The following is a 23,958-nucleotide window of genomic DNA, read 5'->3' as shown; positions in this document are numbered from 1 at the left end:
ACGGTTCCTTCGGGGACGTTCAGGTCGATGCCGTCGAGGACGGTCTTGTCGCCGTAGGACTTGCGCAGCCCGTGCGCGGCGATGGCCGGGTCGGTGGCGGTGGGTGACGGGGACGAGCCGTCGGTGTGCCTGGGCGTGGGCATGACAGGTGAAGGCATGGAGCCCTCCCGTTCGAGGGGTGAGGTCGCTGGGTGGGATGGCTGGGTGGCGTCGCTCGGCGGAGTCGCTGGGCAGGGTGGTGCCGGTGATGCCAGTGACGTGGGTGAGGCCGGTGACGCGGGTGGTGCCGGTGACGCCGGCGGCGTAAGTGAGGTGGTGCGAGGTCAGCCGCGGGCGCGGCGGATGTCGATGTTGCCGTGCCGGGTGCGGGCGCGTACCTCGACGGTGTCCTCGGTCTCCGCGGGGGTCTCGGACGCGGTGAGCGTGTTGCGTACCTGACCGGAGCCGGAGTCGACGTCGAGCCAGGCAGCGGTGCCCTCGCTGATGCCGACCTCGATGGCGCCGTAGTTGGTCTCCAGCTGGACGGTGCCGCGGGTGACCTCGCCGACGCGCAGGGTGCCGTGGGCGGTGGTGGCGACGACCGAGGCCGCGGCGCGCGTGATGTCGATGTCGCCGTGGGCGCCGCTCACCCGCAGGTCGCCGGTCGCGGTGCCGACGGTCGTGGTGCCGTGCGAGTTCTTCAGGACGGCGGGGCCGTCGATCAGGCCGACGCGCATGCTGCCGGAGCTGGTGGTGATCTCGGCCCTGCCCTCGACCCGGTCCACGGTGATCGAGCCGTGGGACGCGGTCAGGTGCAGGGGGCCGGTGGTGTCGAGGCGTACGTCGCCGGCGGAGGTCTTCACCCGGACCTCGCCGAGGCGGCCCTCGCCGAGCACCTGGGCCCAGGCGCCGGTGAGGTCGACGCTGGAGCCGGAGGGGAGTTCGACCGTCACGTCGACGGTGCCGGTGCGCCCGACGAGGTAGCGCTGCTTGGGCGTCCTGATGGTCAGGGCGCCGCCCGCGTACGAGACCTCGGTCTGGTCGGCCGTCCGGACGTCCTGGTCCTTCTTCGGGTCGCGGGGCCGCACCTCGACGACGGTGTCGGGGCGGTCGCTCGCCGTGAACTGGATGGAGCCGGCATCCACGCGCGCCGTGGCCGAGATCGGTTCGGGAGTGTCGAAAGAAGGCATGGCTGTCCCGTCCTCTTGGGTCTTCGGTTCGTCCCCGCTGGTGGGACGTGGTGTGGGTGAAGTGGTGCGGGCGGGGAGGGGCGGGGCTATCGCACCCATCCCGTGAAGTTCTGTCCGACGGTCCTGGACTTCTCCGTCGTACGCGGCCGGGTGCCGCCGTCGACCGCGGCCGACACGGCGCGCACCAGCCACGCGTTGACCGACAGGCCCTCACGGGCCGCGGCCTCCTCGGCGCGGGTCTTGAGGTGGGCCGGCAGGCGCAGGTTCACGCGGGCGGTGCCGCCCTCGTCGCCCTCGGCGGGAGCCGGGGCCGGGAGCGGTTCGGCGGAGGTGGCGGGTTCGGCGGAGGTGCCGGTGCCGGTGGGCGGCAGCGTCACCACGAAGTCGGGGTCGAGGCCTCGCAGTCGTACGTCGACGGATCCGGGGGCGAGTTCGCGGGTGATCTCGTCCGTCGCCGCGGAGAGCACGTTGAGCATGGTCAGCCGGGCCGCCGACTCCAGGGGAGCGGTGAGCCTGTCGGCCAGCTCGCGGGCTTCCTCGCCGCCGGCTTCGGCGGCCACCGCGAGTTCGCGGCGGAGGGTGTCGACATACGGGGTGAGGTCCATGACGCCATCATGGCACCACCTTGGTGCCATGTGCAAGCGTTCGTGGCGCCTCGTTGGCGGGGATGGCTCTCCTGCGGCTTTGACCTGCGGAGATGTGTCCCCGGTGGGGTGTGTGTCGGTGGTGTCGGGAGAGTTGGGGTGGCGTCATGTGGCACCGGGTGGCGTCATGCGGTGCCATGTGGCGCCATTCGGGGTGGTGTGCGCCGCGCGTGTACGGCTGTTGCTCACCGAACAGTTCCGATATATCGTTGAAGCATCGCGACAGTTCGACGATGAATCCCGATGGAAGGAGCGTTGCGATGCGTTCACATGGACACGAGTACGGAAACGGACACGGAGCCGGTCGTGGAGGCTGCGGCCCCCGCGGGGACTTCGAAGGGCGGCGGGCCGCGTTCGGCTCGTTCGGGCCCGGATTCGGCGGCGGCGGCCCCTTCGGGGGCGGCTTCGGCGGACGGGGGCGCGGAGGCGGTCGGGGAAGGGCGCGGCGCGGTGACGTGCGTGCCTCGATCCTGGCGCTGCTGAAGGACCGGCCCATGCACGGCTACGAAATGATCCGCGAGATCGGCGAGCGCAGCGACGGGGCCTGGAAGCCCAGTCCGGGTTCGGTCTACCCGACCCTCCAGATGCTGGAGGACGAGGGACTGATCACCAGCGCGAGCGAGGGCGGCAAGAAGCTGTTCACGCTCACCGACACCGGGCGGGCCGAGGCCGAGCAGGGCCCGGAGGCCCCGTGGGAGGAGGCCGGGCGCGGCGTCGACTGGGAGGCCGTGAACGAGATCCGGCAGGCCGGCTTCGGTCTGATGGAGGCGTTCGGGCAGGTCTGGAAGACCGGCACCACCGAGCAGCGCCAGAAGGCGGTCGGCGTGATCAACGAGGCCCGCAAGAAGCTGTACCTGATCCTGGCCGACGAAGACTGACCGGCCGGAGCGGAAGGCGTACGCGCGTGCGTACGGGAAGGGCCCCGCGGCGGTGTGCTGCGGGGCCCTTCCGGGTGTGCGGTTCAGACGACGAGGCCCGACAGCTTGCGCAGGGACTCGGTCAGCGCCGCCGTGGCCGAGTCCTTCAGCTTGCCCGCCATCAGGGAGACCGCCGCACCGGTGAACTCGCCGTCGATCCGCACGGTCGTCGCGTCCCCGTCCGCCGCCAGCGAGTAGCGGGTGGTGACGAGGACGCCCATCGGGCCCTTGCCCTTGATCGCGAAGGCCCGCTCGGACTCCAGCTCCTCGACCGTCCAGAGCACCTCGGCCGGGAAGCCCATCAGCTTCATGTTCTCGGTGAAGGTGGCGCCCGCCTCCAGGGGAGCGGGGCCGCCGTTCGGGAAGTTGGTGTGGGTGGCGTTCCACTCGCCGTACGAGGCGAAGTCCGTGAGCTGCGCCCAGACCTTCCCCGCCGGCGCCTCGATCCGTGCCTCCGCGCTGACTTCGGCCATGAGACCACCCCTTCACGCGTCCAACTGGGTTCCGGTGTCGCGGAACGTAGCGGGGCGGCCGTGAACATTCAATACTGATGAACCGTCAGTTCTGCGGTGGCCGGACCCGCGCCGTCGCCGATCCACCAGATCTCCGAGGCGTCGAAGCTGTCGGACGCGCGGGGTGCGCCGTCCTCCTCGTGGCAGTGGAACGCGGCCCAGAACAGATCGCCCGGCAGCGCCTCCCGGGGTGCGTACACCCGGTACACGTACTGCCGCCCGTCGAGCGCGAGCAGAGCCACCATCCAGAACACGACCGGAAGACGTGTGGCGGAGGGTCCGTGGTTGCAGCAGGGGCGTGAAGCAAGGCGGCGCGCGCCCCTCGGGTCGATCGAGCGCAATCTCATCCGCAAGGAGGAGGAACCGCGCACCCGTGCCCAACTCCGGTGGGATGCGGACATGCTTCTCGCCGGTGATGCCCCGGCCGCCCTCGCCTGATGAGGTGGGAGGGTGCACAGTCCCGTCCCGCTCACCCCGCCCCTCCGGCAGCCCGTCGCCCTGCGAGCGGAGCTCACCTCCTTCCTGACGCCGTCGCTCGCCGCGGTCGTGACGGGCGCCCGTCGCAGAGCCCTCCGGGACGGCGACCGCCAGATCGACACCGCGCACCTCCTGCACGCGCTCGTCGAATCCGACCCCGAGGCCGGTGCCGCGTTCGACGACACCCGCCGGCTCGCCCGCGTCCTCGGCTATCTCGCCCAGCGGTCCATCGGGTACGGACTCCGCTGGCAGCGCTCGGTCGAGGACTCCGGCGCCGGGCGTCTGCTCCCCGCCGTCCGCGGGGCCGAACCGCAGGGCGCCCGGGCCTCCGGTTGGTCGCCCGCGGCGGCCGTCGCCCTGGAGGGCACTTTCCGCCGGGCCGCCGCGCGCGGCGAGGACCGCGCGCGCGGCCTCGACCTGCTCGCCGCCATCGCCGCCGATCCGGAGTGCCGGGCCGCGGAGGTGCTGCGCCGCGCGGGGGTCGACCCGGCCGCGCTGGCCGCCGGCATCGACGGCCGGACCGACGTGCGGACCGATGCCGGGCCGGGCGCCGGCCCTGGTGTGCTCGTTGGTGCCGGGGCGGGTGTCGGCCCTGGTGTGCTCGTTGACGCCGGGTCGGGTGTCGGCCCTGGCGTGCTCGTCGACGCCGGCCCTGGCGCCGGTTCCGGGGTGCTCGTCGACGCCGGGTCGGAGGCCCGTACCGAGGTGGTCGTCGACGGCTTTCCGGACGTCCCCGCGGACGTCCGTGTCGACAGGCGCGGTGAGGGGCCGTCTCAACAGGTGTAACGGGGGTTACGCACCTGACTGCGTCCTGTCATCATGGCCGGATGCACGCGTCTCAGGGGAGAAGCGCCGGCCTGGGACTAGCCCTGGCCTCGGCCTTCGCATTCGGTGGTTCAGGTGTGGCGGCGAAGCCGCTCATCGAGGCGGGACTCGACCCGCTCCATGTCGTGTGGCTCCGGGTCACCGGCGCCGCGCTCGTCATGCTGCCCGTGGCCTGGCGCCACCGGGACCTGCTGCGCCGCAAACCGGCCCTCCTCGTGGGCTTCGGCCTGCTCGCCGTCGCCGGTGTCCAGGCCTTCTACTTCGCCTCCATCTCCCGGATACCCGTCGGCGTCGCGCTGCTCATCGAATACCTCGCGCCCGCGCTCGTCCTGGGCTGGGTCCGGTTCGTCCAGCGCCGCCCGGTCACCCGCGCCGCCGCCGTCGGCGTGGTCCTCGCCGCCGGCGGTCTCGCGTGCGTCGTCCAGGTCTGGTCGGGGTTGAGCTTCGACCTCCTCGGCCTGCTCCTCGCGCTCGCCGCCGCGTGCTGCCAGGTCGGCTACTTCGTCCTCTCCGACCAGGGCTCCGACGAGGCCGGGCAGGCCGATCCGCTCGGCGTCATCGCGTACGGACTGCTCATCGGCTCGCTGGTCCTCACGGTCCTGGCCCGCCCGTGGGGCATGGACTGGGCGCTGCTCGGCGGCAGCGCCGACATGGACGGCAGCAGCGTGCCCGCGTGGCTGCTGCTCGGGTGGATCGTGCTGATCGCCACCGTCCTCGCGTACGTCACCGGAGTCATCTCGGTGCGCCGGCTGTCCCCGCAGGTGGCGGGAGTCGTGGCCTGCCTGGAGGCCGTCATCGCCACGGTCCTGGCCTGGGTCCTGCTGGGTGAGCACCTGGAGGCGCCGCAGATCATCGGCGGCGCGGTCGTCCTCGTCGGGGCCTTCATCGCACAGTCGTCGACGCCGAAGGCTTCTCCGTCCGCGCCGGTGGCGGGGTCCGCCGCGGGAGCGGAGGACGGGGCCGACACCGGTTCTGGTTCCGGTGCCGGTGCCGGAACTGATGGGGACGCGGTCGGGCGGGGTGCGGAGTTGTCGGCCGGACGGAACGCCTCGTAGGGTGACGGCCATGCATTCGACCGTGCTTCCGCCTCCCGCCGCCTAGCGCGCGCGGAGACGTTCCTCGACGAAGACCGGGCTCGGCCGGGCTACTCCTCGCCCCCGAGCGGTTCGTCGCTGCGCGCGCGGAGCCCAGCGATCACCTTTCCCTCCTGTCTTCCTCGGAGAAGTCACGTGTCGAACTCCTCGGGATCCGCCCTGTCCGTCGGGCGGAGCCTCCTCTATCTGATCGTCGCCGGAATCGCCTGGGGCACGGCCGGTGCCGCCGCCTCGCTGATCTTCCGGATCAGTGACATGGGCCCGCTGGCCCTCTCGTTCTGGCGCTGCGTCGGCGGCCTCGTCCTGCTGCTCGGCGCGCTCGCGCTGCGGCCGCGGCGGGCCGCCGCGCGTACCGCCGACGAGTCGCGCGGCCGGCGGACGGCCCGGATCCTCGGCACGGGGATCGGGCTCACCGTCTTCCAGAGCGCGTACTTCGCCGCCGTCCAGGCCACCGGCCTGGCCGTCGGCACGGTCGTCACCCTCGGCGCGGGCCCCGTCCTCATCGCGGTCGGCGCCCGGCTCACCATGGGGGAGCGCCTCGGCCGCGGCGGGGTCGCCGCCGTCGCCGGGGCGCTCGCCGGACTGGCCGTGCTCGTCCTCGGCGGCGGCGCGGCCGAGGTCCGGCCGCTGGGAGTCGTCCTCGCGGTCGTCTCGGCGGCCGGGTACGCGGCGATCACCCTGCTCACCCGGTGGCTCGGCCGGGACGGCGGCGGCACGGACGCGCTGGCGACCACCACCTGGGCCTTCGCCATCGGGGCCCTCGGGCTGCTGCCGATGGCGCTCGCGGAGGGACTCGTACCGCACACGGACGCGCCGCTCGGCGTCGTACTCCTGCTCGTCTACGTGGCCGCGGTGCCGACGGCGCTCGCCTACGCCCTGTACTTCGCGGGGGCGGCCGTCGTCCGGGCGGCCACGGTGTCCGTGGTCATGCTCCTGGAACCGGTGAGCGCGGCCGTGATCGCCGTCTCGCTGCTCGGCGAGGAGCTCACCGCCGCGATCGTCCTCGGCACGCTGCTGCTGCTGGCCGCCGTCACCGGCCTCGCGTTCGCGGAGGCCCGGACGGCGGTGGAGGAACGCAGGCGGGAGGCCGCCGTGGCGGTCTAGGCCGATGGCGGCGGCGGCCTCGCGCGTGGTGCGAGCGGTCGCCGTCAGTCGGTGGTGCGGCGGCGGAGCTGGTGGTCGCGGGCGGCCAGGTCGCGGGGGCCGGCGCGTTCGGCGAGCCGGTCCGCGACGCGGTCCTGGACGTCCCGCGGTTTGTTGCCCGCGTACTTGAACTTGGCCCGTACGTCGGTGACCTCCAGGTCCAGCACGCGGATCCCCGACAGCATGCGGCCGAACGGGGCCTCGCCCGGCGCGACCCGGGCGGTGCCGCCGTCCGGCTGGAAGTGGGCGACCTGGCGGTCGAGGAGGTCGGCCTTCTCCGCCGGGTCGTCGACCACGTGCGCGGTGCAGCGCAGCTGGACGGCCGCGTAGTACGAGGTGGGGGTGCCGTGTTCGGCCGGCGCGCCCTCGGGAGCCGTCCACGGGCCCGGGACGAAGACGTAGTCGTCGACCACGCTCAGGAGGACCGTCGGGTTCGCGTCGAGGGCGCGCCACAGCGGGTTGGGCCGGGCGAGATGGGCGAGCACCCGGCCGTGACGGCCGGGCTCGGAGTCGTACCGGAAGTGCAGCGGTTGCACCCACGGCGGTTCGCCGGGCAGGCCGTTGACGGCGAGCTGGCCGAAGTCGTGGCGGGCGAGCCAGGCGCGCCACTCGCCCTCGTCGTGGGCGGCGTCCCAGGGGTGGATCAGCATCGTCGGTCCGTCCGTCCTCAGAGCGCGGCGAGGTAGTCGGGCAGGGCGACGGCCGGGTCGAGGTCGTCGGCCGGGACCGGGGCGCCGTAGCCGGTCCGTACGGGGACCACGCCCGACCAGTGGGGCAGGTCGAGGTCCTCGGGGTCGTCGTTGGGGCCGCCGGTGCGGACCTTCGCCGAGACCTCGTCCAGGTCGAGCCGGATCACGGCGGTGGCGGCGAGCTCCTTGGCGTTGCCCGGGCGCGAGTCGGCCGAGCGGCCGGGGACGACGTGGTCCACCAGCGCGTCGAGGGCGGTGCGCAGTTCCTCCGGGTCGGTCACCTGGTGGGCGGTGCCGTGGACGACGACCGACCGGTAGTTGAGCGAGTGGTGGAACGCCGAACGGGCCAGGACCAGGCCGTCGACGTGGGTCACGGTGAGGCAGACCGGCAGACCGGGGGCCTCCACGCCGTCGCCCGCGGCGCGCAGCGGGCGCGAGCCCGTGGAGCCGTGGACGTAGAGCCGGTCGCCGACCCGGCCGTACAGCGTCGGCAGGACGACCGGCGCTCCGTCGCGCACGAAGCCGAGGTGGCAGACGTACGCCTCGTCGAGTATCGAGTGGACCAGGGCCTTGTCGTACGAGGCCCGCTGACGGGAGCGGGTGGGCACGGTCCGGTCGGTCGGCGTGTACGCGTCGGCCGTGTCCGTGTCCGTGGCCGCGTTCCTGTCCGTGGACGCGTTCGCGTCGGTGACGGCGGTGGGCTCGGTCGTCTCGGCGGCGGTCATTGCGAACTCCATTGCACTAGTGCATAATCTCGTTTGTGCTAGGAGAGTATCGGATCGAAGGTCGCCGCGCATCGGACATTGCCGCCAGCGTCGAGCGAGGGGTCGGGGCCGGAGCCCTGGAGCCCGGCCAACTTCTGCCACCGATGAGGGAGTTGGCCCAGACTCTCGGTGTCAACGCGAACACCGTCGCCGCCGCCTACCGCACCCTGCGCGAGCGCGGCGTCATCGAGACGGACGGTCGCCGCGGCAGCCGCGTCCGTGCACGACCCGCCACGACCGCGCGCGGCGCCCTCCGCGCGGACGCGCCCCCGGGGGTGCGGGACGTGAGCAACGGCAGCCCCGACCCCGCCCTGCTGCCGCCGCTCGGCGAGGCGTTCGCCGAGGTCGCCCGGCGGTACGCCGAACACCCGGGGCTGTACGGAGAGGCTCCGGTCGACGAGGAGTTCGGGCGCCTCGCGCGCGCCGCCTTCGACGCGGACGGCGTGCCGGACGGCCCCGTCGGCGTCGCCTCGGGCTCCCTCGACGCCGTCGAACGCGTCCTCTCCGCCCACCTCAGGCCCGGCGACGCCGTCGCCGTCGAGGACCCCGGCTGGGGCAGCCTCCTCGACCTCGTGCCGGCGCTCGGACTGCGCCCCGTGCCCATCGCCGTCGACGACGAAGGACCCCTGCCCGAAGAGGTCGAGCGCGCCATCGGCCAGGACGGCGCCCGCGCCGTGATCGTCACCGACCGGGCCCAGAACCCCACCGGCGCGTGCGTCACCGCGGACCGGGCGCGGGCCCTGCGCCGCGTGCTCGGCGCACACCCGGACGTCCTGCTCGTCGAGGACGACCACGGGCACGGCATCGTCGCCCAGCCGCTCCACCCGCTCGCCGGCGTCACCGGCCACTGGGTCCTCGTCCGCTCGGTCGCCAAGGCCTACGGCCCCGACCTGCGCATCGCCGCCTTCACCGGCGACGCCGAGACCGTCGACCGCGTGCTCGGCCGACAGCAGCTCGGCCCCGGCTGGGTCAGCCGGCTCCTCCAGCGGACCGTCGCCCACCTGTGGGCCGCCGGCGCCGTCGACCCCGCCCTCGTCGCCCGCTCCTACGGCGAGCGACGGGACGGCCTCGTCCGCGCCCTCGCCCGCCGCGGCGTCGTCGCCCACGGGCGCAGCGGCATGAACGTCTGGGTGCCGGTCGCCGACGAGACGGCCGCCGTCGCGGGTCTCGTGGGCGAGGGATGGGCGGTCGCGCCCGGAGCGCGGTTCCGGATGAACGCGGGGGCGGGGGTGCGGGTGACGGTGTCGGGGCTCGCGGCGGGGGACGTCGAGGTACTGGGGGAAGCGGTGGCGCGGGTGGTACGGGTGGGGCCGGTGAGGAGCTACGGGTGAGGCGGTCCGGGCCTGTCCTCGGACCCTACGGGTGAGGCGGTCCGGGCCTGTCCTCGGACCGGACCGCTCACCGCGTGCTACTCCTCGCTAGGACGCGCCGCCCGTCGGGTGGAAGTTGATGCGCTCACGCGTGACGGGGAAGCCGGCCTTGGCGAAGTTCGCTGCCATGGGGGCGTTGGTCCGGTCCGTCGCCGCGCTGACGAACTCCGCGCCCTGCTCGACGAGGAAGTGGGTGCACTCCGCGAGGAGGTCGTAGGCGTATCCGCGACCGCGCTGTTCCGGGACGACCCCGATGAAGCCGATGGTCGGGCCGGAAGGATTGTGGGCCGGGATGTGGATGCCGGCCAGATCGCCCTCCGGCGTGTGCGCGACCTGCCACCACTCCCGCGGGGAGGGGCACCAGTGGAAGAAGTCGAGTTCCTCCTGGGCGGCCCGGTCGACGCCGCCCTCCTCGACGGCCCTGAGCGCGTGGACGTCCAGGGTGGCGGAGTGGATGCGGCGCAGCGCGTCGAAGAACACGGCGTCGTCGGGTTCGGCGCTGAACCGCAGGCGCCCGGGCCGCTCGGGCAGACCCCGGTCCGGGGTCCAGCGGTACAGGAAGCGCTCCACGAGGAGTTCGTACCCCGCGGCACGCGCGGCGGTGAAGCGCGCCTCGGCGGCCGCGCGCAGATCGCTCTCGTCCCGCCAGCCGCCGGGCAGGTTGATCTCGAGTTCGACCTGCCAGGGGGCGGAGCGCAGGAGTTCGGCCCCGGCGTCCTCCGCGCCCTCGGCCACGTCGAACCAGTTGATGTTGACGGGCTCCGCGTCGTCGGGGCCGCCCCACCAGGCGCCGCGTGCGACGACCTCGCCGTCGCGCAGGGCGACGCGCTTCCAGTCGGGGCGGAACCGGGTGCGCCGATGGCCTTCACGGGCGCCGAGGGGGTCGGGGAGTGCGTCGAAGAGATGGGCGTCGCTCGCGGAGAGCGCACGGATGACCGGATCGGTCATGGATTCCTCCGGGATGAAGGCTGCTTGGAGCGCTCCCGGTCAGAACTCACGAAACACGAAACACGCCGGGGCAGCGGAGCAGGGAGCGCTGGAAAGGTGTGAACCGCACGGCACTCGCCTCCTTCCGTTCTTCTCAGGGCGTGAAGCCCGACGTTACGTGATCTTCCCTGGGTCCGTCCACGGATTTCCGCCGTCAGGGGCGGCCGGCCGGATGGCGGGCCGGAGTGGGGGTGGGGGAGGCAGGGGTGGGGGGAGTGGACGGGGTGCGGGAGGAGGTGCGGGTCTGGGTGAGGGCGGCGCCGGCGAGGACGACGAGGGCGCCGAGGGGGGTGTTCCAGGTGAGGTGCTCGTCGAGGAGGGCGACGCCGGCCGTGGTCGCGATGACGGGAATGAAGTACGTGACCATGGAGGCCGTGGTCGGGCCGACCTCGGCGACGACGCCGTACTGGAGGAGCATCGCGTAGCCGGTGCCGAGGGCGCCGAGGGCGATGACCGCGAGCAGGGGGAGGACCTCGACGGACTTCGGGAGGGAAGTGAAGAGGGGGGTGATCGCGGCCAGTTGCAGGGTGGCGACGCCCACCTGGGAGGTGGCGAGGGAGAGATGGGAGGCGCCGGTGCCGGCGAGGGTGCGGCGGACGTAGATCCAGCCCACGGCGTAGCTGAAGGAGGCGAGGAGGGCGAGGGCGGTGCCCGTCACGTCGATGCCGGAGAAGCCCTGCCAGGCGCCGAGCACGGTGAGGACCCCCATGAAGCCGATGCCCAGGCCGGCGGCCCGGACCCGGGTCGGGCGGTCCTCGGAGAGGGCGACGAGGGAGAGGAGCATGCCCCAGAGCGGCGTCGTCGCGTTGCAGATGCCCGCGAGCGTCGAGGGGATGGTCAGCTCGGCGTACGCGAAGAGGGAGAACGGCAGGGCGTTGAGGAGCAGGGCCGCGACGGTGAGGTGACCCCAGGTGCGGGCGCCCCGGGGCAGCCGGTCGCGCTTCACGACGAGCGCGACGGCGAGGACCGCCGTACCGAAGAGCAGCCGGCCGAAGGTCACCTGGAACGGGGCGAAGCCCTCCGTGCCGACCTTGATGAAGAGGAAGCTGAAGCCCCAGATCAGCGCGAGCGCGCCGAAGCGGACGCGCCAGTCGAGCAGGCGTGAGGTGCGGGCGGTGGCCGGGGCTGCGGAGCTCATGCAGTCAGGGTGACGGGCCCCACCTCTTAGGACAAGCGAGAATTCCTCGACCCGTTCCCTTAGGATCGCTTACATGTTGAACCTGGAGCGCCTGCGCACCCTCGACGCCGTCGCCCGGCACGGTTCGGTCAGCGGCGCGGCCGACGGACTGCACGTCACGACCTCGGCCGTCTCCCAGCAGCTGTCCAAGCTGGAGCGCGAGGTCGGCCAGCAGCTGCTCGCCAAGAACGGCCGTGGCGTGCGGCTCACGGACGCCGGACTGCTGCTCGCCGAGCACGCCGCCCGCATCCTGTCCCAGGTCCAGATGGCCCAGGCCGACATCGAGGCCCAGCGGGGGCAGGTGGTCGGCGAGGTCCGCGCCGCGGCCTTCCCCACGGCGGCCCGGGGGCTCTTCCCCGCCACCCTCGCCGCCCTGCGCGAAGGGCACCCCGAGCTCCGGGTCCGCACGACGGAGCTGGAACCCGAGCAGGGCGTGCGCGCGGTGCTGCGCGGCGACGCGGACCTCGCCCTCGTCCTGGACTGGAGCAACAAGCGGGCGCCCGTGCCCGGTGGACTGGAGCGTGCCCACCTCCTCGACGACGCCGCCGACGTCGCCCTGCCCGCCGGGCATCCGCTGGCCGGCCGCGAGGCCGTGGACCTGGAGGACTTCGCCGACGAGGAGTGGGTGTCCTGGCCCGAGGGGGAGTTCTGCCACGACTGGCTGATGTTCACCCTGCGCTCGCAGGGCATCGAGCCGCGCATCGGACACCTCGCGGGGGAGCACCACACCCAGCTGGCCCTCGTCGCCGCCGGGCTCGGCGTGTGCGTCACCCCCCGGCTCGGTCGCCCGGTTCCGGACGGGGTCGTCTTCGTGCCCGTACGGCAGCAGGTGCGGCGGCACATCTACGCGACCTGGCGCGCCGACGCGGGCCGCCGGCCCTCCGTACGGGCGGTCGTCGCGGCGCTGCGGGCGGCGGCGGAGCCTCTGGGGAGCTAGGTCCTGTCTCCCCGATCCGCGCACGTTCGGTTCGCGTGGTTCGACTGCGCGGTGGCAGGCTGCAGTTATGGATCATGCAGAGGTATTGCTCATCGGAGGGCGCGCCGGCGTCGGCAAGACGACGGTGGGATGGGAGGTCCCGGCGCGGCTGCGTGCTGCGATGGTTGCTCATTGTGTGATCGAAGGTGACTTCATGGGGCAGGCCCATCCCGCTCCGTAGGGGGACCCGTGCCGCAGGAAGATCGCCGAGCGCAATCTGACGACGCTCTGGTCGAACCACACCGAGCTCGGGTACCGCCGTTTGATCTACACGTACACGGTGAGCGTTCTGGCTGAGAACGAGGGCATGTTCCGGCGCGCCATGGGTGCGGACGTCCGGATCGTGCGGGTGGTGCTCACCGCGTCCGATGCCACCGCTCGTGAGCGGCTGACCGGTCGGGAACTGGGATCGGAGCTGGAGCAGGAGTTGGAGGGCAGCGCCCGCAAGGCGCGGATTCTGGATGAGCAGGCGCCCCTGGACGCGGTGCGAGTGGCGACCGACGGACGGACCGTCGTCGACATGGCGCGCGAGGTCGTGGGCGCCACCAGATGGCTGGCGGGCGCATCCGAGTAGGTTCTCGCCACTCGGGGTCGGGTCCGGATCCGGAAAGCCCCTCTTGGTCCCCGCCGGTGCCCGGTCGGTCAAGGGGCGGCGAGTTTGCGGAAGTCCCAGGAGGCGACGGCGTCCGGGGTGAGGCGGAGCCAGGCGTGGCGGCCGTCGTGGGGCATGGCGTCGAGGCCGAAGTTCTTGGCGGCGAAGAGCTGTTCGGGGACGTCGAGTTCGGGGCACGGCTCGCCGGTGCGCGGGGACTCGCCGACGAAGACGGCCGTTCCCGAGAGCTCGACCCCGCGGAGGTCGCCGTACTCCTCGCCGTCGTCGACCACGACCGCGATCCTCGGGTCGGCGCGCAGTTCCGCCCAGCGGCGGCTGCGGGTCAGCGAGTACAGCCACAGCGAGGTCCCGTCCCAGGCGAACCAGAGCGCGCTGACGTGCGGGCGGCCGTCGGCGGAGACGGTCGCGACCCGACAGGTGCGCTGTTCGGCGAGGAAGGAGTCGAGCTCGGCCGGGGTCATCATGATCCGGCGTCCACGGCGCTGTGCGACGGTCATCGTCCGCACCCTTCTAGATTTCTGATGAGACGTCAGAAAGCATGGAGGGCCATCCGCGCGCGTGCAAGGGGAGACCATGGGTCAGAGTTCGGCAGAACGGCTCGGGGAACGGCTCCGCCCGGACGGCGGCGTCGTCCTGCTCACCGTCGAATGCCAGGAGGGGGTCGTCGGCCCGGACAGCGCCCTGCCCGAACTGGCCACCGCCGCCCGCCGGTCGGGCGCCCTGCGGAACGTCGCCCGGCTGGTCGCCGCGGCGCACCGGGCGGACGTCCAGGTGATGCACGCCGTCGCGGAGCGGCGCCCCGACGGTCGGGGGGCCAACAGCAACGCCCGGCTGTTCCGGGCCGCCGGCCGGCTGCCCGTGCAGCAGCACAGCGGCAGCAGGGCGGTACGGGTCGCCGCGCCGATCGAGGTCGCCGACGAGGACCTCGTGGTCCGGCGCCTGCACGGGCTCTCGCCGCTCGCCGGCACCGACGTCGACGCACTGCTCCGCAACCTCGGCTGCCGGACGCTGATCGTCACCGGCGTCTCGGCCAACGTGGCCGTGCCCAACGCGGTGTTCGACGCCGTGAACCGCGGCTACACGGTGGTCGTGCCCGGGGACGCCATCGCGGGGGTGCCGGCCGACTACACCCCCGCGATGATCCGTCACACCCTCGCCCTCGTCGCCACGATCACCACGACCGACGAGGTGCTGGGCTGCTGGAAGGCCCCCCGCGGTCCCGGGTTGACCGGAGGCGCCGTCAGCCGAGGCTGATCTCGTCGCCCACCACCTGGATCGGCGTCGGCGGCAGGGGTGAGGTCGCCGGGCCGGACTTCACGCTGCCGTCCGACACGTCGAAGTGGCTCTGGTGGCACGGGCAGACGATGGCGCCGTCCTTGACGGAGCTGACGGCGCAGCCCGCGTGGGTGCACTTCGAGGAGAAGGCCTTGAACTCGCCGGCCTTCGGCTGGGTGATCACCAGCCCCTGGTCGGCGAGCACCTTCCCGCCGCCCACCGGGATGTCGCCGGTCCGGGCGAGCGTGGCGCCGCCCTCCGCTGCCGTGTTCTTGTCGTCCGAGCCGCCGCCGCAGGCGGCGAGCGCCGCCACCAGGCCCGCGCTGCCCGCCGCCGCGACCACCGTCCGGCGTGCCACTCCGCTCATGTACTGCCCCTCTTCCCTCGGTGCACTGCTGTCGGCCACGACCGTACGTCTGTGACCTGTGTCCCGTTCACAGGATGGCGTCTTCGGTCGCCTTACAGTTCCCAGTAGAGTGTCGGAACTTGGACATCCTTCGATCAAAGTGTCCAGCTCCGGAGAACCCGGGGCCCGACACCGCCGGGACGGGGGCCACACACATGCCGACGCACTCGGTCAGCGCCCACCACGTACGGGCCGTGCTCCTCGGCGCGGAGCGGCGCGGGGTGGCCGTGACGCCGCTGCTCGCCCGCGCCGGACTGCCCTCCACCCTCGCCGACGAACCCCGCGCGCGCGTGCCGGCCGAGCAGTTCGGACAGCTCGTCAGGATGCTGTGGGCCACGCTCGACGACGAGTTGATCGGTTTCGGCGGCGCGCCCAGCAAGGTGGGGACCTTCGCGATGATGGCCCACGTCGCCGTCCACGGCAGCCGGGACCTGCGCGAGGCGCTCCGGCGCTGCCAGGCCTTCTACTCCCTCTTCCCCGCCGGACCCCGCTTCCGACTCGTCGAGCCCGCGACGGGGGAGGCCGGCGAACCCGACGAGGCCCGCATGGAGTTCGACGTCTCCGCCTACGACGACCCGCTGCACTTCGGGGCCGAGTCCACCGTGCTCGTCGCGCACCGCTTCGCCGGCTGGCTCATCCGCCGCCGCATCGGCCTGCGGAGGGTCGAGTTCGCCCACCCCGAACCCCGCCACGCCGGGGAGTACGCCCTCCTGTTCGGAGCGCCCCGGGTCTTCGGCGCCGGGCGCACCGCCGCCGTCTTCGACCGGGCGGACCTCGACGAGCCCGTCCTCCGCGACGCGGCGGCACTCGAGGTCTTCCTCCGCCGCGCCCCCGTCGACGTGCTCGTCTGCGCCGACTACGGCACTACGGCGACGGGCCGCGTGCGGCACCTGATCGGGAGGGCGCTGCCCGCCGGTCCGGTGCCGACGCCCGAGCAGCTCGCCGACCGGCTGTCCGTCAGCCCGCAGACCCTCCGTCGCCAACTGGCCGCCGAGGGGACCACGTACCAGCGGCTCCGCGACCAGGTGCGGCGCGATCACGCCATCGCCGAACTGGCCGGCGGCCGGGTGTCCATCGAGCGGCTCTCCCGCCAGCTCGGGTTCTCCGAACCCAGCGCCTTCCACCGGGCGTTCCGGCGCTGGACGGGCGAGACGCCCCGGGCGTACCAGGCGCGGCCCCGGGGGGACGCGGCGGACGTCGGGGTCGTAGGGCGAGGTGAACGGTTCGTAGGGCGGGGCGAAGTGGTCGTAGGGCGAGGTGAACGGTTCGTAGGGCGGGGCGAAGTGGTCGAAGGGCGGGGCGAACGGTTCGACGGGCGCGGGCAGTCGCGCCGCGGTCGCGGTCAACAACCGTGAGCGGTACGGTCACAGCCGCCGTCCGCGGCCCGTCCTACCGTCCCGCCATGACCGAATTCGACCGGTCCGGCGCCGTGAGGCCCCCGGACCCGACGCGCCGCCGGTGAACCCGCGCCGGGTGGCCGGTGCCGTCCTCGGGGCCGGTGTGCTGCTCAGTCTCGTCGCGGGCGTGGCGGTGACCGCGCTCGGCGTCCGGGTCGACGGCACGAGCATGGCGCCCACCCTCCACCAGGGGGACCGGATCCTCGTGGCACCGGGGTCGGCGGGCGAGGCCCGCCGGTTCGACGTGGTGCTGCTGCGGGCCACCGGGAAGGACGCGCTGCTGGTGAAGCGGGTGATCGGGCTGCCGGGTGACCGGGTCGCCGTCGTGTCCACGCCGGAGGAGCCGTTCCAGGTGCTCCTCCAGGAGGGCGGACGGGGGCCCGTGTACCGGGTGGTGGCACCCCAGTGGACGTCCCAGGCCCGCCGTACGGGCGCCTGCTGCGCGCCGGACGGCACGCGGTCGGCGCGGCCCGGGATGCGGACCGTGCCCGAGGGCGCGTTCTTCTACCTGGGGGACAACCCCGACCTGTCGGACGACTCCCGGATGTACGGCTGGGGTGACATCGGCCGGGTGGAGGGGAGGGTCGGGCTGCGGGCCCTTCCGGTCACGTCGGCCCGGGACATCGGCAACAGGCCGGTCCTGGAGGCGTATCCGGGGCCGGGTCCCTAGGGGGCTTGTCGATCGTGCCGGGCCGATCGACAGCGCCGCCGTCCTCGGGCGCTACCCGGGGATCTGCTCGTGGCCGGTGCTCAGGGCGACCCGGACCACGGTGTCCGCGACGCGGCGGGCCGACGCCTCGGGGGAGGGGCCGGCCTGCACGATGTGGCTGGCGGTCAGTCGGACCGCGGCGTCCACGGCCAGTTCGCGGGCCACGGGGTCGACGGTCGGCCAGGCCTCCGTGACGTACGCGTCGGCCATCGCCGTCGCCGTCTCGAACGCCGCCGCGGAGCGGGTGGTGAGGTAGGGGAGGAGTCCGTCCTCGCCCGCGCTGGTCAGCATGGCCTTGATCAGCGGGTTGCGGCCGGCCAGCGTGAGCGTGAAGCCGACGGCCGCCTCGACGGCCGCGTGGAGGTCGTCCCGGTGGGCGTCCAGGCCCTCCTGGATGCCGACGAGGCAGCGTTCCAGTTCGCGCTGGAAGAGGGCCTCGCCGACCGCCTCCTTGGACGGGAACTCCGAGTACAGCGTCTGGCGGCTGACGCCGACCGCGCCGGCCAGGTGTGCCATGCGCAGCTTGTCGAACCCGCGGTCCGCGACCGCCTCGTACGCGGCGTCCAGCAGGCGCTCGCGCAGCAGTGTCCGAACCGTCTCCCTGAACCGTGGCATCGGCCAAGCCTAGTCCAGCGCAATTCTCCTCAGGATTGTCCAAAGTGTTGACACTCATTCCAAGAGTGTCCAATTCTCGAACAGGTAGCCGCGAAGTGTCATTCGACCGGTGCGGCACGAAGGTTGGAGATCCCATGCAGAACGAGACCAGAGGCGTCACCCGCTGGCGCAGATCGGCGTTCCTGGCCGTGCCCGCGACCGCGGCCGTCGCGGCGATGGCCACGGCGATGGTCCAGGGCGCGCTCGCCGCGAACCTCTCGCTGACGAGCGTCCCCTTCACCCTCAGCTCGAAGACCGTGGCCGCGCCCCAGGGCATCGGCGCCGTCATGCACACCATCGACGCCGGCGGGGCCAAGGGCGCCGCCGAGGTCGGCATCGCCAAGGCCGGGCTCGACGGCATCTGCGTCCACGCCGTCCAGTCCGTCAACCTCCCGGTGATCGGCAGCCTCGGCACGTGGTCGCTGAACATCTCCTCGCCCGCCGCGGCGACCCCGCTCACCAGCGACCAGCTCGTCGCCGGTGCCGGCCTCCAGGCCGACAAGCTGGTCCTGGACGCCCAGTCGCTCAAGGCCGCCACGGCCACGCTCAACGCGAGCGACGCCACCCCGAACACCATCGGCGCCGCGGCCGACAGCGCCGCGATCAAGGGCACCGGCATCAACGACGGCACCCCGGGCCAGTTCGGCCTGGACGCCACCGGTGGCCGCACGGACATCAAGAACCTCAACGCCGACGCCAACGGCGCCACGATCTCCGGCGCGATCACCCTGCCCGACCTCGCGATCGGCATCACCCACGGCGACAAGGCCTGCTGACCCGGACGCGACCGCACCGCCCGAACGGGCCGGGGCCCCGCGCATCCCGTACCGCGCGGGGCTCCGGCCTCCCCCCTCGACCCACCGTTGTGAGGCCTCCATGACCACCGATCCGCCGTCCCGACAGGCAGGGCCGACAGCCTCCGCCGAGCCCGCCGAGCTCGCCGAGTCGTCCCGGGAAACAGACCAGGGCGGGGCGCACCGCGCGCGCCGCGCGTTCCGCCGCTGGCGCCGTACCCGGCCCTTCTGGGCGGCCCTGTGGACCGGGACCGGCGGCTTCGTCATCTTCTTCCTGCCGATGGCGCCGCTCGGCAAGATCCTCCAGGTCGGCGTCGGAGGGATCGCCGGCATGGCCGGCGGCGTCGTCATCATGGCGATGGCCCTGCTCGTCCTGCTGCTGCCGAGCCAGCGCCACACCGCCGGCGTCATCGCCGTGATCGCGGGAGTCGCCTCCTTCCCGCTGTCCAACCTCGGCGGCCTGTTCGTCGGCATGATCCTCTCCGTCCTCGGCGGCTCGATGGCGTTCGCCTGGCTGCCCGAGAAGCCCACCCGCAGGCGCGGCGGCCCGCTGCGCCGCAACCGCGGGCCGGCCGCCGGAACACCCGTACCCCCCGTGTCCGTTGGGAGCGGATCCGTATGACACGCATGACAGACCGCCTCGGCCCGTCCCTCGCCCGCGTGCGCGCGGCCGGCCCCCGCGCCGTCTCCGACTGGAACGCCCGGATGCTCGCCGAAGCGGCCGACGGCACCCGGCGGGGCACCCGCTGGGGCCACGGCGCGCTGGCCTTCGTCCCCTCGGTGATCGCCGTCGGCGCGCTCGGCACGGCGCTGGCGCAGGGCGCGCTCGCCGCCAACTTCAGCGTCACCGGCCAGCCCTTCACCCTGACGTCCAACGGCGTCGCGGGCACCGGCTTCGGAGCCATCGTCAACACCCCGGCCGTGGGCCGACCGGACGGCACGTCGACCACCAACACGGCCATGGCCCGCGTCGGTTTCGCGAGCGCAGGGCTCGCCGGACTGTGCGGCATCGTGCACCAGACGATCGCCGGGGTGCCGTACTCGCTGCTCCTGACGGGCGGCCAGACGGTGACCGCCACCCCGCCGGGGACCTTCACCACCGACATCGACGCGTCGAACCTCTACATCCAGGCGACCGAACTCCAGGCGTACGGACCCACCACGCTCCAGAACGCGGTCATCGGCCAGTCCGCCGACCAGGTCACCGTGGCCGGCAAGCCGCTGACCGGCGCCCTGCCCGGCGGGTTCGGACTCGGCTCGGCCGGCGGCGAGGGCGGCAGCTCCATCAAGCTGCACGGGCTGAACGCCACCGCCTACGACGCCGAGATGGCCGGGGCGCTCGTCCTTCCCGACCTGAAGATCAGGGTCGTCGCGGGATCGGCCACGGCATGCTGAGCCGGGCGAAGGCCGCGTACCGCTGGTTCCGCGCCTTCCGCCGCACCCGCCCGTTCTGGGGCGGCGTGTGGCTGGTCGCGGGCGGCTGGACCGTCCTCAAGTTCTCCCTCAGCTCCCTGCAGCTGATCGTCAGCACGGGCTTCGGGGGAGTGGCCGGCTACCTGGTCGGCGGCGGGATGATCCTCTGCGGGCTCGTCCCGCTCGCGCTGCCCGCCCAGCGGTACACCTTCGGACTGATCGGCGCGGTCCTCGCGGTCGTCTCGCTGGTCGTCTCCAACCTCGGCGGATTCCTCCTCGGCATGGCGCTCGGAGTCCTCGGCGGTTCGATGACGGTGGGCTGGGGCGCCAAGCGCCCGCGCCCGGCGCCCGAGGCGGTGGAGGGGTGACGGCCCGGACCCGGCGGAAGGCGCTCGCGGTGCCGGCCGCCCTGCTGCTCGCGGTCGTCACCGCCGTCTGGTCGGGCCAGCCCAGCAGCGCCTCGGGACCGACCGCGGCGCCCGAACCGCTGGGCGTGCCCTTCCTGCCCGCGCCGGACCCCCTGCACGTCACCATCTCCAGCATGGTCGCCGTCTCCATGACCGTGGACAAGAACGTCACGATCCGGCTCTCCGACGGCACGACGCGGACGACGACCCAGTACACCTTCACCAAGCTCAAGATCCGTTCGCACATGAACGTCACCCAGCGGGCGGCCGGCCACACCGTCTCCATCGACGTGCCCCAGGAGGGCTCCCTCGGCGGATACGACAGCGCGGGGAAGCCCGAGACGACCACGATGTGGGGCAACATCACCAACGTCTGCGTCCGGGTGCTCGTCAAGATCTGCGGGGTGCAGGGCCTGCTCGACTTCTTCGGCTCCCTCATCCCCCTGACCGCCGGGGCCGAGGACTTCGTCGGCGACATCTACGCCATCCGCACCGTCGACGACCACGCCGCCCTGAACTCCACCGACAACCCCGTCCACCTCCCCGGGACCATCACGGTGACCACCCCATGAGCCCCGACCGCCGCCCCGTCGAGGGGCGCACCCACTGGCGCCGCTCCCTGGCCGTCGCCGTGCCCGCGCTCGCCGCCGCCGGCGGCATCGGCTCCGCCATGGCAAGCGGAGCGCTGGCCGTCGGACTCCAGATCCAGGACCGGCCGGTCGACTTCACCACCAGCAGCCTGTACGGCACCCAGTACGGCGCCGCGGTCGTCGACCAGGCCGTCGTGCGGCCCGACGGCTCCACCGGGACCCAGCGGGTGCTCCGCATGGGCTTCGCCGACGGCATGCTCAACGGACTCTGCCTGAGCCAGCGGCAGCAGATCGGGGGAGCCACGTACACGCTGCTGCTGACCCTCGGCGACGACAACCCCGGGTCCTGGGAGATCAGGACGAAGAACACCGTCCTCGACCTGCGCAGCGCCACCGGCGTCCTCGACATGGACGGCATCGTCGACCTGAACGTCAACGGTGCCGACGTGAAGACCCTCAAGGACGCCACCGGCGCGTACGTCGTCAACCCGCTGGACAGCCCGCAGCACCGCTTCGGCATCCAGGCGCGCTACGCCAAGTTCGACGCGATCGTCGGCACCGCGCAGGACTTCCAGATCCCGGGCCTCCTCACCACGCCCAGGCTCAAGCTCTCCGTCCGGCCGGGGGTCGTGGCATGTCCTGCTCCGGCTCCGCCGACGGGGACTCCGGGGACCCCGTGAGCCCGTCCGCGCGGGGGCGGGAGAGCGCGCCCGGCCACCACGCCCGCGGGCCGAGGTCGCGCACCAGCGCCGGGACCACGAGCGAGCGGACCACCAGGGTGTCGAGCAGGACCCCGAAGGCGACGATGAACGCGATCTGCACGAGGAAGGCCAGCGGGATCACCCCGAGCGCGGCGAACGTCGCGGCGAGGACGACACCGGCGGAGGTGATCACGCCCCCGGTCGCGGTCAGGCCGATCCGGACGCCCTCGCGGACCCCGTGGCGCAGCGACTCCTCCCGGACCCGGGACATCAGGAAGATGTTGTAGTCGACCCCGAGCGCGACGAGGAAGACGAAGCCGTACAGCGGCACGGACGCGTCGGTGCCGGTGAAGCCGAGGACGTGCTCGAAGACGAGCGCCGAGACGCCCAGCGTGGCGGCGAAGTTGAGCGCCACCGTCGCGACGAGGAGCAGCGGCAGCACCACGGAGCGCAGCAGTGCCATCAGGATCAGCAGGATGATCGCCAGGACCACCGGCACGATCAGCGCGCGGTCCCGTGCCGCCGTGCGCTGGGTGTCGTACTGCTGCGCGGTCGAGCCGCCCACCAGCGCGTGGGCCTCCGGGACCGCGTGGACGGCCGTACGGAGCCGGGCGAGCGTCTCCCTGGCCGCGTCGCTGTCCGACGCGGCGGTCAGCGTGGCGTCGATGCGCACCCGGCCGTCGACCACCAGCGGCGCACCGGGCGCGGGGCGGCCCGCCGCGTCCACGGGGAACGCCGAGTCGACACCGTCCACACCCTCCGCCGCGGCGACCACCCGGGCGGCCGCCGGGGCGTCGGCGATGATCACCGCCGGGTTGCCCGCACCGCCAGGGAAGTGGCGGCCGAGGGTCTCCTGCGCGGTGACGGACGGCGCGTCGTTCACGAAGATCTCGTCCAGGGGCACGCCCCGGGAGTTCAGGGCGGGCGCGAAGGCGGCGCAGGCCAGCAGGCCCGTGAGGGAGATCGCCCACACCTTGCGGGGCGCCCGGTCGACGAGGGCGGCGACGCGCTCCCAGACGGCCTGGCCGCCCTTGGCGGGGGAGGGGGCGGTGGTGCCGGTGTCGGTGTCGGCTGCGGTGCCGATGGTGCCAGTGGTGTCCGCGGTGGCGGTGGCGGTGTCGGTGTCGGTGTCGGCGTCGGTGTCGACGGTGTCGGTGGGGCGCGGCTTCGGGAGGGCCGGCCAGTACGCGGCCCGGCCCGTGAGGACGAGGGCCGCGGGCAGGAAGGTGAGGGTGCTCAGCACCGCGCAGACGATGCCGATCGCGCCGACCGGGCCGAGCGCCCGGTTGTTGGCCAGGTCGCTGACGAGGAGGGCGATCAGGGCCAGGGCCACGGTGGCGGCGCTGGCGACGACGGGTTCGAAGGAGCGGCGCAGCGCCTCGGCCATCGCGGCGAAGCGGTCCGCGCCGGGGGCGGTGAGCTCCTCGCGGTAGCGGGCCGCCACGAGCAGGGCGTAGTCGGTCGCGGCGCCGATCACCAGGATGGACAGGATGCCCTGCACCTGGCCGTCGACCCTGACCAGGCCGGCGTCGGCGAGGACGTACACGAGCGCGCACGCCAGACCCAGCGCGAACACCGCGCCCAGGATGATCACCAGGGGCAGCAGGACGCTGCGGTACACGACCAGCAGGATGAGCAGCACCGCGACCAGCGCGACGCCGAGCAGGAGTCCGTCGATGCCGGCGAACGCGCCGGACAGGTCGGCCTGGGTGGCGGCGGGGCCCGCGAGCTCCACCGTCGTCCCCGGCACCGCGGCCGCCGCGGCGCGGATCGCGTCGAGCGTGAGCGGCAGCTCGTCGCCGAGACCGGGCCGGAGTTGGACGACGGACCGCAGTGCCCGGCCGTCCTCCGACGCCAGCGCGGGGGAGGGCGGCCCGGCGACGCCCGGACGCCCGGCGAGGGCGGCGAGGGAGCGGGTCGCCCGCTCCGTCGACCCGGGTGCCAGCGTCCCGCCGTCCCCTGCCGTCCACACCACGATCGCGGGTACGGCCTCGGAGGAGCGGAAGGCCTTCTGCTCCTCGACGACCCGGGTGGACTCGGCGCTGCGGGGCAGGAAGGCGGCCTGGTCGTTGGTGGACACCTCGCCGAGGCGGCCGGCGAACGGGCCGAGCCCGCCGCCCACGACGAGCCAGACGGCGAGGAGTGCCAGGGGTAGGAGGAGGCGGGTCCGGCGCGCGGCGCGGGGCATGGGAACTCCGAACTTTGTCTCGATCATTAACTATCTCAATGATTGAGAAAAATTTGTACCACGAGGT

General features: G+C 73.3%; 27 protein-coding genes and 2 pseudogenes. 16 read left to right on the top strand and 13 right to left on the bottom strand.

Annotated features, from left to right (window positions below; translation table 11 throughout):
* The 3 genes and pseudogenes from ACIQFX_RS23345 to ACIQFX_RS23335 all read right to left on the bottom strand — a co-directional run.
* A pseudogene (locus ACIQFX_RS23345) lies at window positions 1–143 on the bottom strand (ABC transporter); the annotation flags it as partial.
* Between the two features lie 180 nt (window positions 144–323).
* Entirely contained in the window at window positions 324–1,169 is an 846-nt protein-coding gene (locus ACIQFX_RS23340) for a DUF4097 family beta strand repeat-containing protein (RefSeq protein WP_402466513.1), read from the bottom strand.
* An 86-nt stretch (window positions 1,170–1,255) separates the two neighbouring features.
* Entirely contained in the window at window positions 1,256–1,774 is a 519-nt protein-coding gene (locus ACIQFX_RS23335) for a toxin-antitoxin system HicB family antitoxin (RefSeq protein WP_402466510.1), read from the bottom strand.
* Between the two features lie 299 nt (window positions 1,775–2,073).
* On the opposite strand from ACIQFX_RS23335, the gene ACIQFX_RS23330 reads away from it, so the two are divergent.
* On the top strand, window positions 2,074–2,691 hold the full coding sequence (locus ACIQFX_RS23330) for a PadR family transcriptional regulator (protein WP_402466508.1): 618 nt from the start codon (window positions 2,074–2,076) through the stop codon (window positions 2,689–2,691).
* An 83-nt stretch (window positions 2,692–2,774) separates the two neighbouring features.
* Here ACIQFX_RS23330 and ACIQFX_RS23325 read toward each other — a convergent pair whose 3' ends face one another.
* Both ACIQFX_RS23325 and ACIQFX_RS23320 read right to left on the bottom strand, forming a co-directional pair.
* Window positions 2,775–3,203 carry an SRPBCC family protein gene (locus tag ACIQFX_RS23325; protein ID WP_402466505.1) on the bottom strand — a complete coding sequence of 143 codons (429 nt, stop codon included), beginning with the start codon at window positions 3,201–3,203 and terminating at the stop codon, window positions 2,775–2,777.
* A gap of 68 nt (window positions 3,204–3,271) precedes the next feature.
* Window positions 3,272–3,496: a hypothetical protein gene (locus tag ACIQFX_RS23320; RefSeq protein WP_402466502.1), complete on the bottom strand. Its 225-nt coding sequence runs from the start codon at window positions 3,494–3,496 to the stop codon at window positions 3,272–3,274.
* Window positions 3,497–3,692: 196 nt separating this feature from the next.
* Between ACIQFX_RS23320 and ACIQFX_RS23315 the strand changes: the two genes are divergently transcribed.
* The 3 genes from ACIQFX_RS23315 (at window position 3,693) to ACIQFX_RS23305 (ending at window position 6,742) form a co-directional block, all read left to right on the top strand.
* The gene (locus tag ACIQFX_RS23315; RefSeq protein ID WP_402466500.1) at window positions 3,693–4,505 is read left to right on the top strand and encodes a Clp protease N-terminal domain-containing protein; all 813 of its coding nucleotides are present in this window, start codon (window positions 3,693–3,695) and stop codon (window positions 4,503–4,505) included.
* A gap of 41 nt (window positions 4,506–4,546) precedes the next feature.
* Window positions 4,547–5,599 (top strand): EamA family transporter, encoded by a 1,053-nt coding sequence (locus ACIQFX_RS23310; protein WP_402466498.1) that lies wholly within the window; start codon window positions 4,547–4,549, stop codon window positions 5,597–5,599.
* A gap of 174 nt (window positions 5,600–5,773) precedes the next feature.
* Window positions 5,774–6,742 (top strand): DMT family transporter, encoded by a 969-nt coding sequence (locus tag ACIQFX_RS23305; RefSeq protein WP_402466496.1) that lies wholly within the window; start codon window positions 5,774–5,776, stop codon window positions 6,740–6,742.
* Window positions 6,743–6,786: 44 nt separating this feature from the next.
* On the opposite strand, the gene ACIQFX_RS23300 is transcribed toward ACIQFX_RS23305, so the two are convergent.
* Both ACIQFX_RS23300 and ACIQFX_RS23295 read right to left on the bottom strand, forming a co-directional pair.
* Window positions 6,787–7,431: an FMN-binding negative transcriptional regulator gene (locus ACIQFX_RS23300; protein ID WP_402466493.1), complete on the bottom strand. Its 645-nt coding sequence runs from the start codon at window positions 7,429–7,431 to the stop codon at window positions 6,787–6,789.
* Window positions 7,432–7,448: 17 nt separating this feature from the next.
* Window positions 7,449–8,207, bottom strand: a complete 759-nt coding sequence (locus ACIQFX_RS23295; protein ID WP_402466490.1) for a pyridoxamine 5'-phosphate oxidase family protein — start codon at window positions 8,205–8,207, stop codon at window positions 7,449–7,451.
* Between the two features lie 23 nt (window positions 8,208–8,230).
* Between ACIQFX_RS23295 and ACIQFX_RS23290 the strand changes: the two genes are divergently transcribed.
* A complete protein-coding gene (locus ACIQFX_RS23290; protein ID WP_402466487.1) occupies window positions 8,231–9,565 on the top strand; it encodes an aminotransferase class I/II-fold pyridoxal phosphate-dependent enzyme in 1,335 nt (444 codons plus the stop codon).
* An 87-nt stretch (window positions 9,566–9,652) separates the two neighbouring features.
* On the opposite strand, the gene ACIQFX_RS23285 is transcribed toward ACIQFX_RS23290, so the two are convergent.
* Window positions 9,653–10,552 (bottom strand): GNAT family N-acetyltransferase, encoded by a 900-nt coding sequence (locus ACIQFX_RS23285; RefSeq protein ID WP_402466485.1) that lies wholly within the window; start codon window positions 10,550–10,552, stop codon window positions 9,653–9,655.
* Between the two features lie 193 nt (window positions 10,553–10,745).
* On the bottom strand, window positions 10,746–11,729 hold the full coding sequence (locus ACIQFX_RS23280; RefSeq protein ID WP_402466482.1) for a DMT family transporter: 984 nt from the start codon (window positions 11,727–11,729) through the stop codon (window positions 10,746–10,748).
* 73 nt (window positions 11,730–11,802) lie between these two features.
* Here ACIQFX_RS23280 and ACIQFX_RS23275 point away from each other — a divergent pair, with 73 nt between their 5' ends.
* Both ACIQFX_RS23275 and ACIQFX_RS23270 read left to right on the top strand, forming a co-directional pair.
* Window positions 11,803–12,705, top strand: coding sequence for a LysR family transcriptional regulator (locus ACIQFX_RS23275; protein ID WP_402466479.1), 903 nt, complete (start codon window positions 11,803–11,805; stop codon window positions 12,703–12,705).
* A 67-nt stretch (window positions 12,706–12,772) separates the two neighbouring features.
* A pseudogene (locus tag ACIQFX_RS23270) lies at window positions 12,773–13,318 on the top strand (hypothetical protein).
* 68 nt (window positions 13,319–13,386) lie between these two features.
* On the opposite strand, the gene ACIQFX_RS23265 reads toward ACIQFX_RS23270, so the two are convergent.
* Window positions 13,387–13,854, bottom strand: coding sequence for a pyridoxamine 5'-phosphate oxidase family protein (locus ACIQFX_RS23265; RefSeq protein ID WP_402466477.1), 468 nt, complete (start codon window positions 13,852–13,854; stop codon window positions 13,387–13,389).
* A 76-nt stretch (window positions 13,855–13,930) separates the two neighbouring features.
* Between ACIQFX_RS23265 and ACIQFX_RS23260 the strand changes: the two genes are divergently transcribed.
* The gene (locus ACIQFX_RS23260; RefSeq protein WP_402466475.1) at window positions 13,931–14,611 is read left to right on the top strand and encodes a cysteine hydrolase; all 681 of its coding nucleotides are present in this window, start codon (window positions 13,931–13,933) and stop codon (window positions 14,609–14,611) included.
* Here the strand turns inward: ACIQFX_RS23260 and ACIQFX_RS23255 are convergent.
* On the bottom strand, window positions 14,598–14,999 hold the full coding sequence (locus ACIQFX_RS23255) for a Rieske 2Fe-2S domain-containing protein (protein ID WP_402466473.1): 402 nt from the start codon (window positions 14,997–14,999) through the stop codon (window positions 14,598–14,600). The two genes, ACIQFX_RS23260 and ACIQFX_RS23255, sit on opposite strands and share 14 nt — an antisense overlap.
* A 194-nt stretch (window positions 15,000–15,193) precedes the next feature.
* Here ACIQFX_RS23255 and ACIQFX_RS23250 point away from each other — a divergent pair, with 194 nt between their 5' ends.
* Window positions 15,194–16,393, top strand: coding sequence for an AraC family transcriptional regulator (locus ACIQFX_RS23250; RefSeq protein ID WP_402466470.1), 1,200 nt, complete (start codon window positions 15,194–15,196; stop codon window positions 16,391–16,393).
* A 103-nt stretch (window positions 16,394–16,496) separates the two neighbouring features.
* Window positions 16,497–17,105, top strand: a complete 609-nt coding sequence (gene lepB / locus ACIQFX_RS23245; protein WP_402466467.1) for a signal peptidase I — start codon at window positions 16,497–16,499, stop codon at window positions 17,103–17,105.
* A 51-nt stretch (window positions 17,106–17,156) separates the two neighbouring features.
* Here lepB and ACIQFX_RS23240 read toward each other — a convergent pair whose 3' ends face one another.
* Window positions 17,157–17,759 (bottom strand): TetR family transcriptional regulator, encoded by a 603-nt coding sequence (locus ACIQFX_RS23240; protein WP_402466465.1) that lies wholly within the window; start codon window positions 17,757–17,759, stop codon window positions 17,157–17,159.
* Between the two features lie 134 nt (window positions 17,760–17,893).
* On the opposite strand from ACIQFX_RS23240, the gene ACIQFX_RS23235 reads away from it, so the two are divergent.
* The 6 genes from ACIQFX_RS23235 to ACIQFX_RS23210 all read left to right on the top strand — a co-directional run bounded on the left by ACIQFX_RS23235 (window position 17,894) and on the right by ACIQFX_RS23210 (window position 21,682).
* Window positions 17,894–18,574: a cholesterol esterase gene (locus ACIQFX_RS23235; RefSeq protein ID WP_402466463.1), complete on the top strand. Its 681-nt coding sequence runs from the start codon at window positions 17,894–17,896 to the stop codon at window positions 18,572–18,574.
* A 100-nt stretch (window positions 18,575–18,674) separates the two neighbouring features.
* Entirely contained in the window at window positions 18,675–19,214 is a 540-nt protein-coding gene (locus ACIQFX_RS23230; RefSeq protein ID WP_402466460.1) for a DUF6114 domain-containing protein, read from the top strand.
* On the top strand, window positions 19,211–19,987 hold the full coding sequence (locus ACIQFX_RS23225; protein WP_402466457.1) for a DUF6230 family protein: 777 nt from the start codon (window positions 19,211–19,213) through the stop codon (window positions 19,985–19,987). The genes ACIQFX_RS23230 and ACIQFX_RS23225 overlap by 4 nt, the downstream gene beginning before the upstream one ends.
* On the top strand, window positions 19,981–20,373 hold the full coding sequence (locus ACIQFX_RS23220) for a DUF6114 domain-containing protein (RefSeq protein ID WP_402466455.1): 393 nt from the start codon (window positions 19,981–19,983) through the stop codon (window positions 20,371–20,373). Before ACIQFX_RS23225 ends, ACIQFX_RS23220 begins: the two co-directional genes overlap by 7 nt.
* A complete protein-coding gene (locus ACIQFX_RS23215; RefSeq protein WP_402466452.1) occupies window positions 20,370–20,984 on the top strand; it encodes a hypothetical protein in 615 nt (204 codons plus the stop codon). The genes ACIQFX_RS23220 and ACIQFX_RS23215 overlap by 4 nt, the downstream gene beginning before the upstream one ends.
* Window positions 20,981–21,682, top strand: a complete 702-nt coding sequence (locus ACIQFX_RS23210; protein ID WP_402466450.1) for a DUF6230 family protein — start codon at window positions 20,981–20,983, stop codon at window positions 21,680–21,682. The genes ACIQFX_RS23215 and ACIQFX_RS23210 overlap by 4 nt, the downstream gene beginning before the upstream one ends.
* Here the strand turns inward: ACIQFX_RS23210 and ACIQFX_RS23205 are convergent.
* Window positions 21,606–23,891 (bottom strand): MMPL family transporter, encoded by a 2,286-nt coding sequence (locus tag ACIQFX_RS23205; protein ID WP_402466557.1) that lies wholly within the window; start codon window positions 23,889–23,891, stop codon window positions 21,606–21,608. The two genes, ACIQFX_RS23210 and ACIQFX_RS23205, sit on opposite strands and share 77 nt — an antisense overlap.
* Window positions 23,892–23,958: the final 67 nt, after the last annotated feature.

Origin of the sequence: Streptomyces sp. NPDC093089 (genome assembly GCF_044754405.1) — a bacterium.
Classification (GTDB): Bacteria; Actinomycetota; Actinomycetes; order Streptomycetales; family Streptomycetaceae; genus Streptomyces.
Note: the sequence above shows the minus strand (reverse complement) of the source record. Positions and strands in the feature narration are given on the sequence as shown.

Excerpts from the sequence above, each read along its gene's own strand:
- ACIQFX_RS23340 (WP_402466513.1), bottom strand. The coding sequence starts at position 1,169 with ATGCCTTCTTTCGACACTCCCGAACCGATCTCGGCCACGGCGCGCGTG.
- ACIQFX_RS23335 (WP_402466510.1), bottom strand. The coding sequence starts at position 1,774 with ATGGACCTCACCCCGTATGTCGACACCCTCCGCCGCGAACTCGCGGTG.
- ACIQFX_RS23330 (WP_402466508.1), top strand. The coding sequence starts at position 2,074 with ATGCGTTCACATGGACACGAGTACGGAAACGGACACGGAGCCGGTCGT.
- ACIQFX_RS23325 (WP_402466505.1), bottom strand. The coding sequence starts at position 3,203 with ATGGCCGAAGTCAGCGCGGAGGCACGGATCGAGGCGCCGGCGGGGAAG.
- ACIQFX_RS23310 (WP_402466498.1), top strand. The coding sequence starts at position 4,547 with ATGCACGCGTCTCAGGGGAGAAGCGCCGGCCTGGGACTAGCCCTGGCC.
- ACIQFX_RS23300 (WP_402466493.1), bottom strand. The coding sequence starts at position 7,431 with ATGCTGATCCACCCCTGGGACGCCGCCCACGACGAGGGCGAGTGGCGC.
- ACIQFX_RS23295 (WP_402466490.1), bottom strand. The coding sequence starts at position 8,207 with ATGGAGTTCGCAATGACCGCCGCCGAGACGACCGAGCCCACCGCCGTC.
- ACIQFX_RS23285 (WP_402466485.1), bottom strand. The coding sequence starts at position 10,552 with ATGACCGATCCGGTCATCCGTGCGCTCTCCGCGAGCGACGCCCATCTC.
- ACIQFX_RS23280 (WP_402466482.1), bottom strand. The coding sequence starts at position 11,729 with ATGAGCTCCGCAGCCCCGGCCACCGCCCGCACCTCACGCCTGCTCGAC.
- ACIQFX_RS23275 (WP_402466479.1), top strand. The coding sequence starts at position 11,803 with ATGTTGAACCTGGAGCGCCTGCGCACCCTCGACGCCGTCGCCCGGCAC.
- ACIQFX_RS23265 (WP_402466477.1), bottom strand. The coding sequence starts at position 13,854 with ATGACCGTCGCACAGCGCCGTGGACGCCGGATCATGATGACCCCGGCC.
- ACIQFX_RS23260 (WP_402466475.1), top strand. The coding sequence starts at position 13,931 with ATGGGTCAGAGTTCGGCAGAACGGCTCGGGGAACGGCTCCGCCCGGAC.
- ACIQFX_RS23255 (WP_402466473.1), bottom strand. The coding sequence starts at position 14,999 with ATGAGCGGAGTGGCACGCCGGACGGTGGTCGCGGCGGCGGGCAGCGCG.
- ACIQFX_RS23250 (WP_402466470.1), top strand. The coding sequence starts at position 15,194 with ATGCCGACGCACTCGGTCAGCGCCCACCACGTACGGGCCGTGCTCCTC.
- ACIQFX_RS23240 (WP_402466465.1), bottom strand. The coding sequence starts at position 17,759 with ATGCCACGGTTCAGGGAGACGGTTCGGACACTGCTGCGCGAGCGCCTG.
- ACIQFX_RS23235 (WP_402466463.1), top strand. The coding sequence starts at position 17,894 with ATGCAGAACGAGACCAGAGGCGTCACCCGCTGGCGCAGATCGGCGTTC.
- ACIQFX_RS23230 (WP_402466460.1), top strand. The coding sequence starts at position 18,675 with ATGACCACCGATCCGCCGTCCCGACAGGCAGGGCCGACAGCCTCCGCC.
- ACIQFX_RS23225 (WP_402466457.1), top strand. The coding sequence starts at position 19,211 with ATGACACGCATGACAGACCGCCTCGGCCCGTCCCTCGCCCGCGTGCGC.
- ACIQFX_RS23220 (WP_402466455.1), top strand. The coding sequence starts at position 19,981 with ATGCTGAGCCGGGCGAAGGCCGCGTACCGCTGGTTCCGCGCCTTCCGC.
- ACIQFX_RS23210 (WP_402466450.1), top strand. The coding sequence starts at position 20,981 with ATGAGCCCCGACCGCCGCCCCGTCGAGGGGCGCACCCACTGGCGCCGC.
- ACIQFX_RS23205 (WP_402466557.1), bottom strand. The coding sequence starts at position 23,891 with ATGCCCCGCGCCGCGCGCCGGACCCGCCTCCTCCTACCCCTGGCACTC.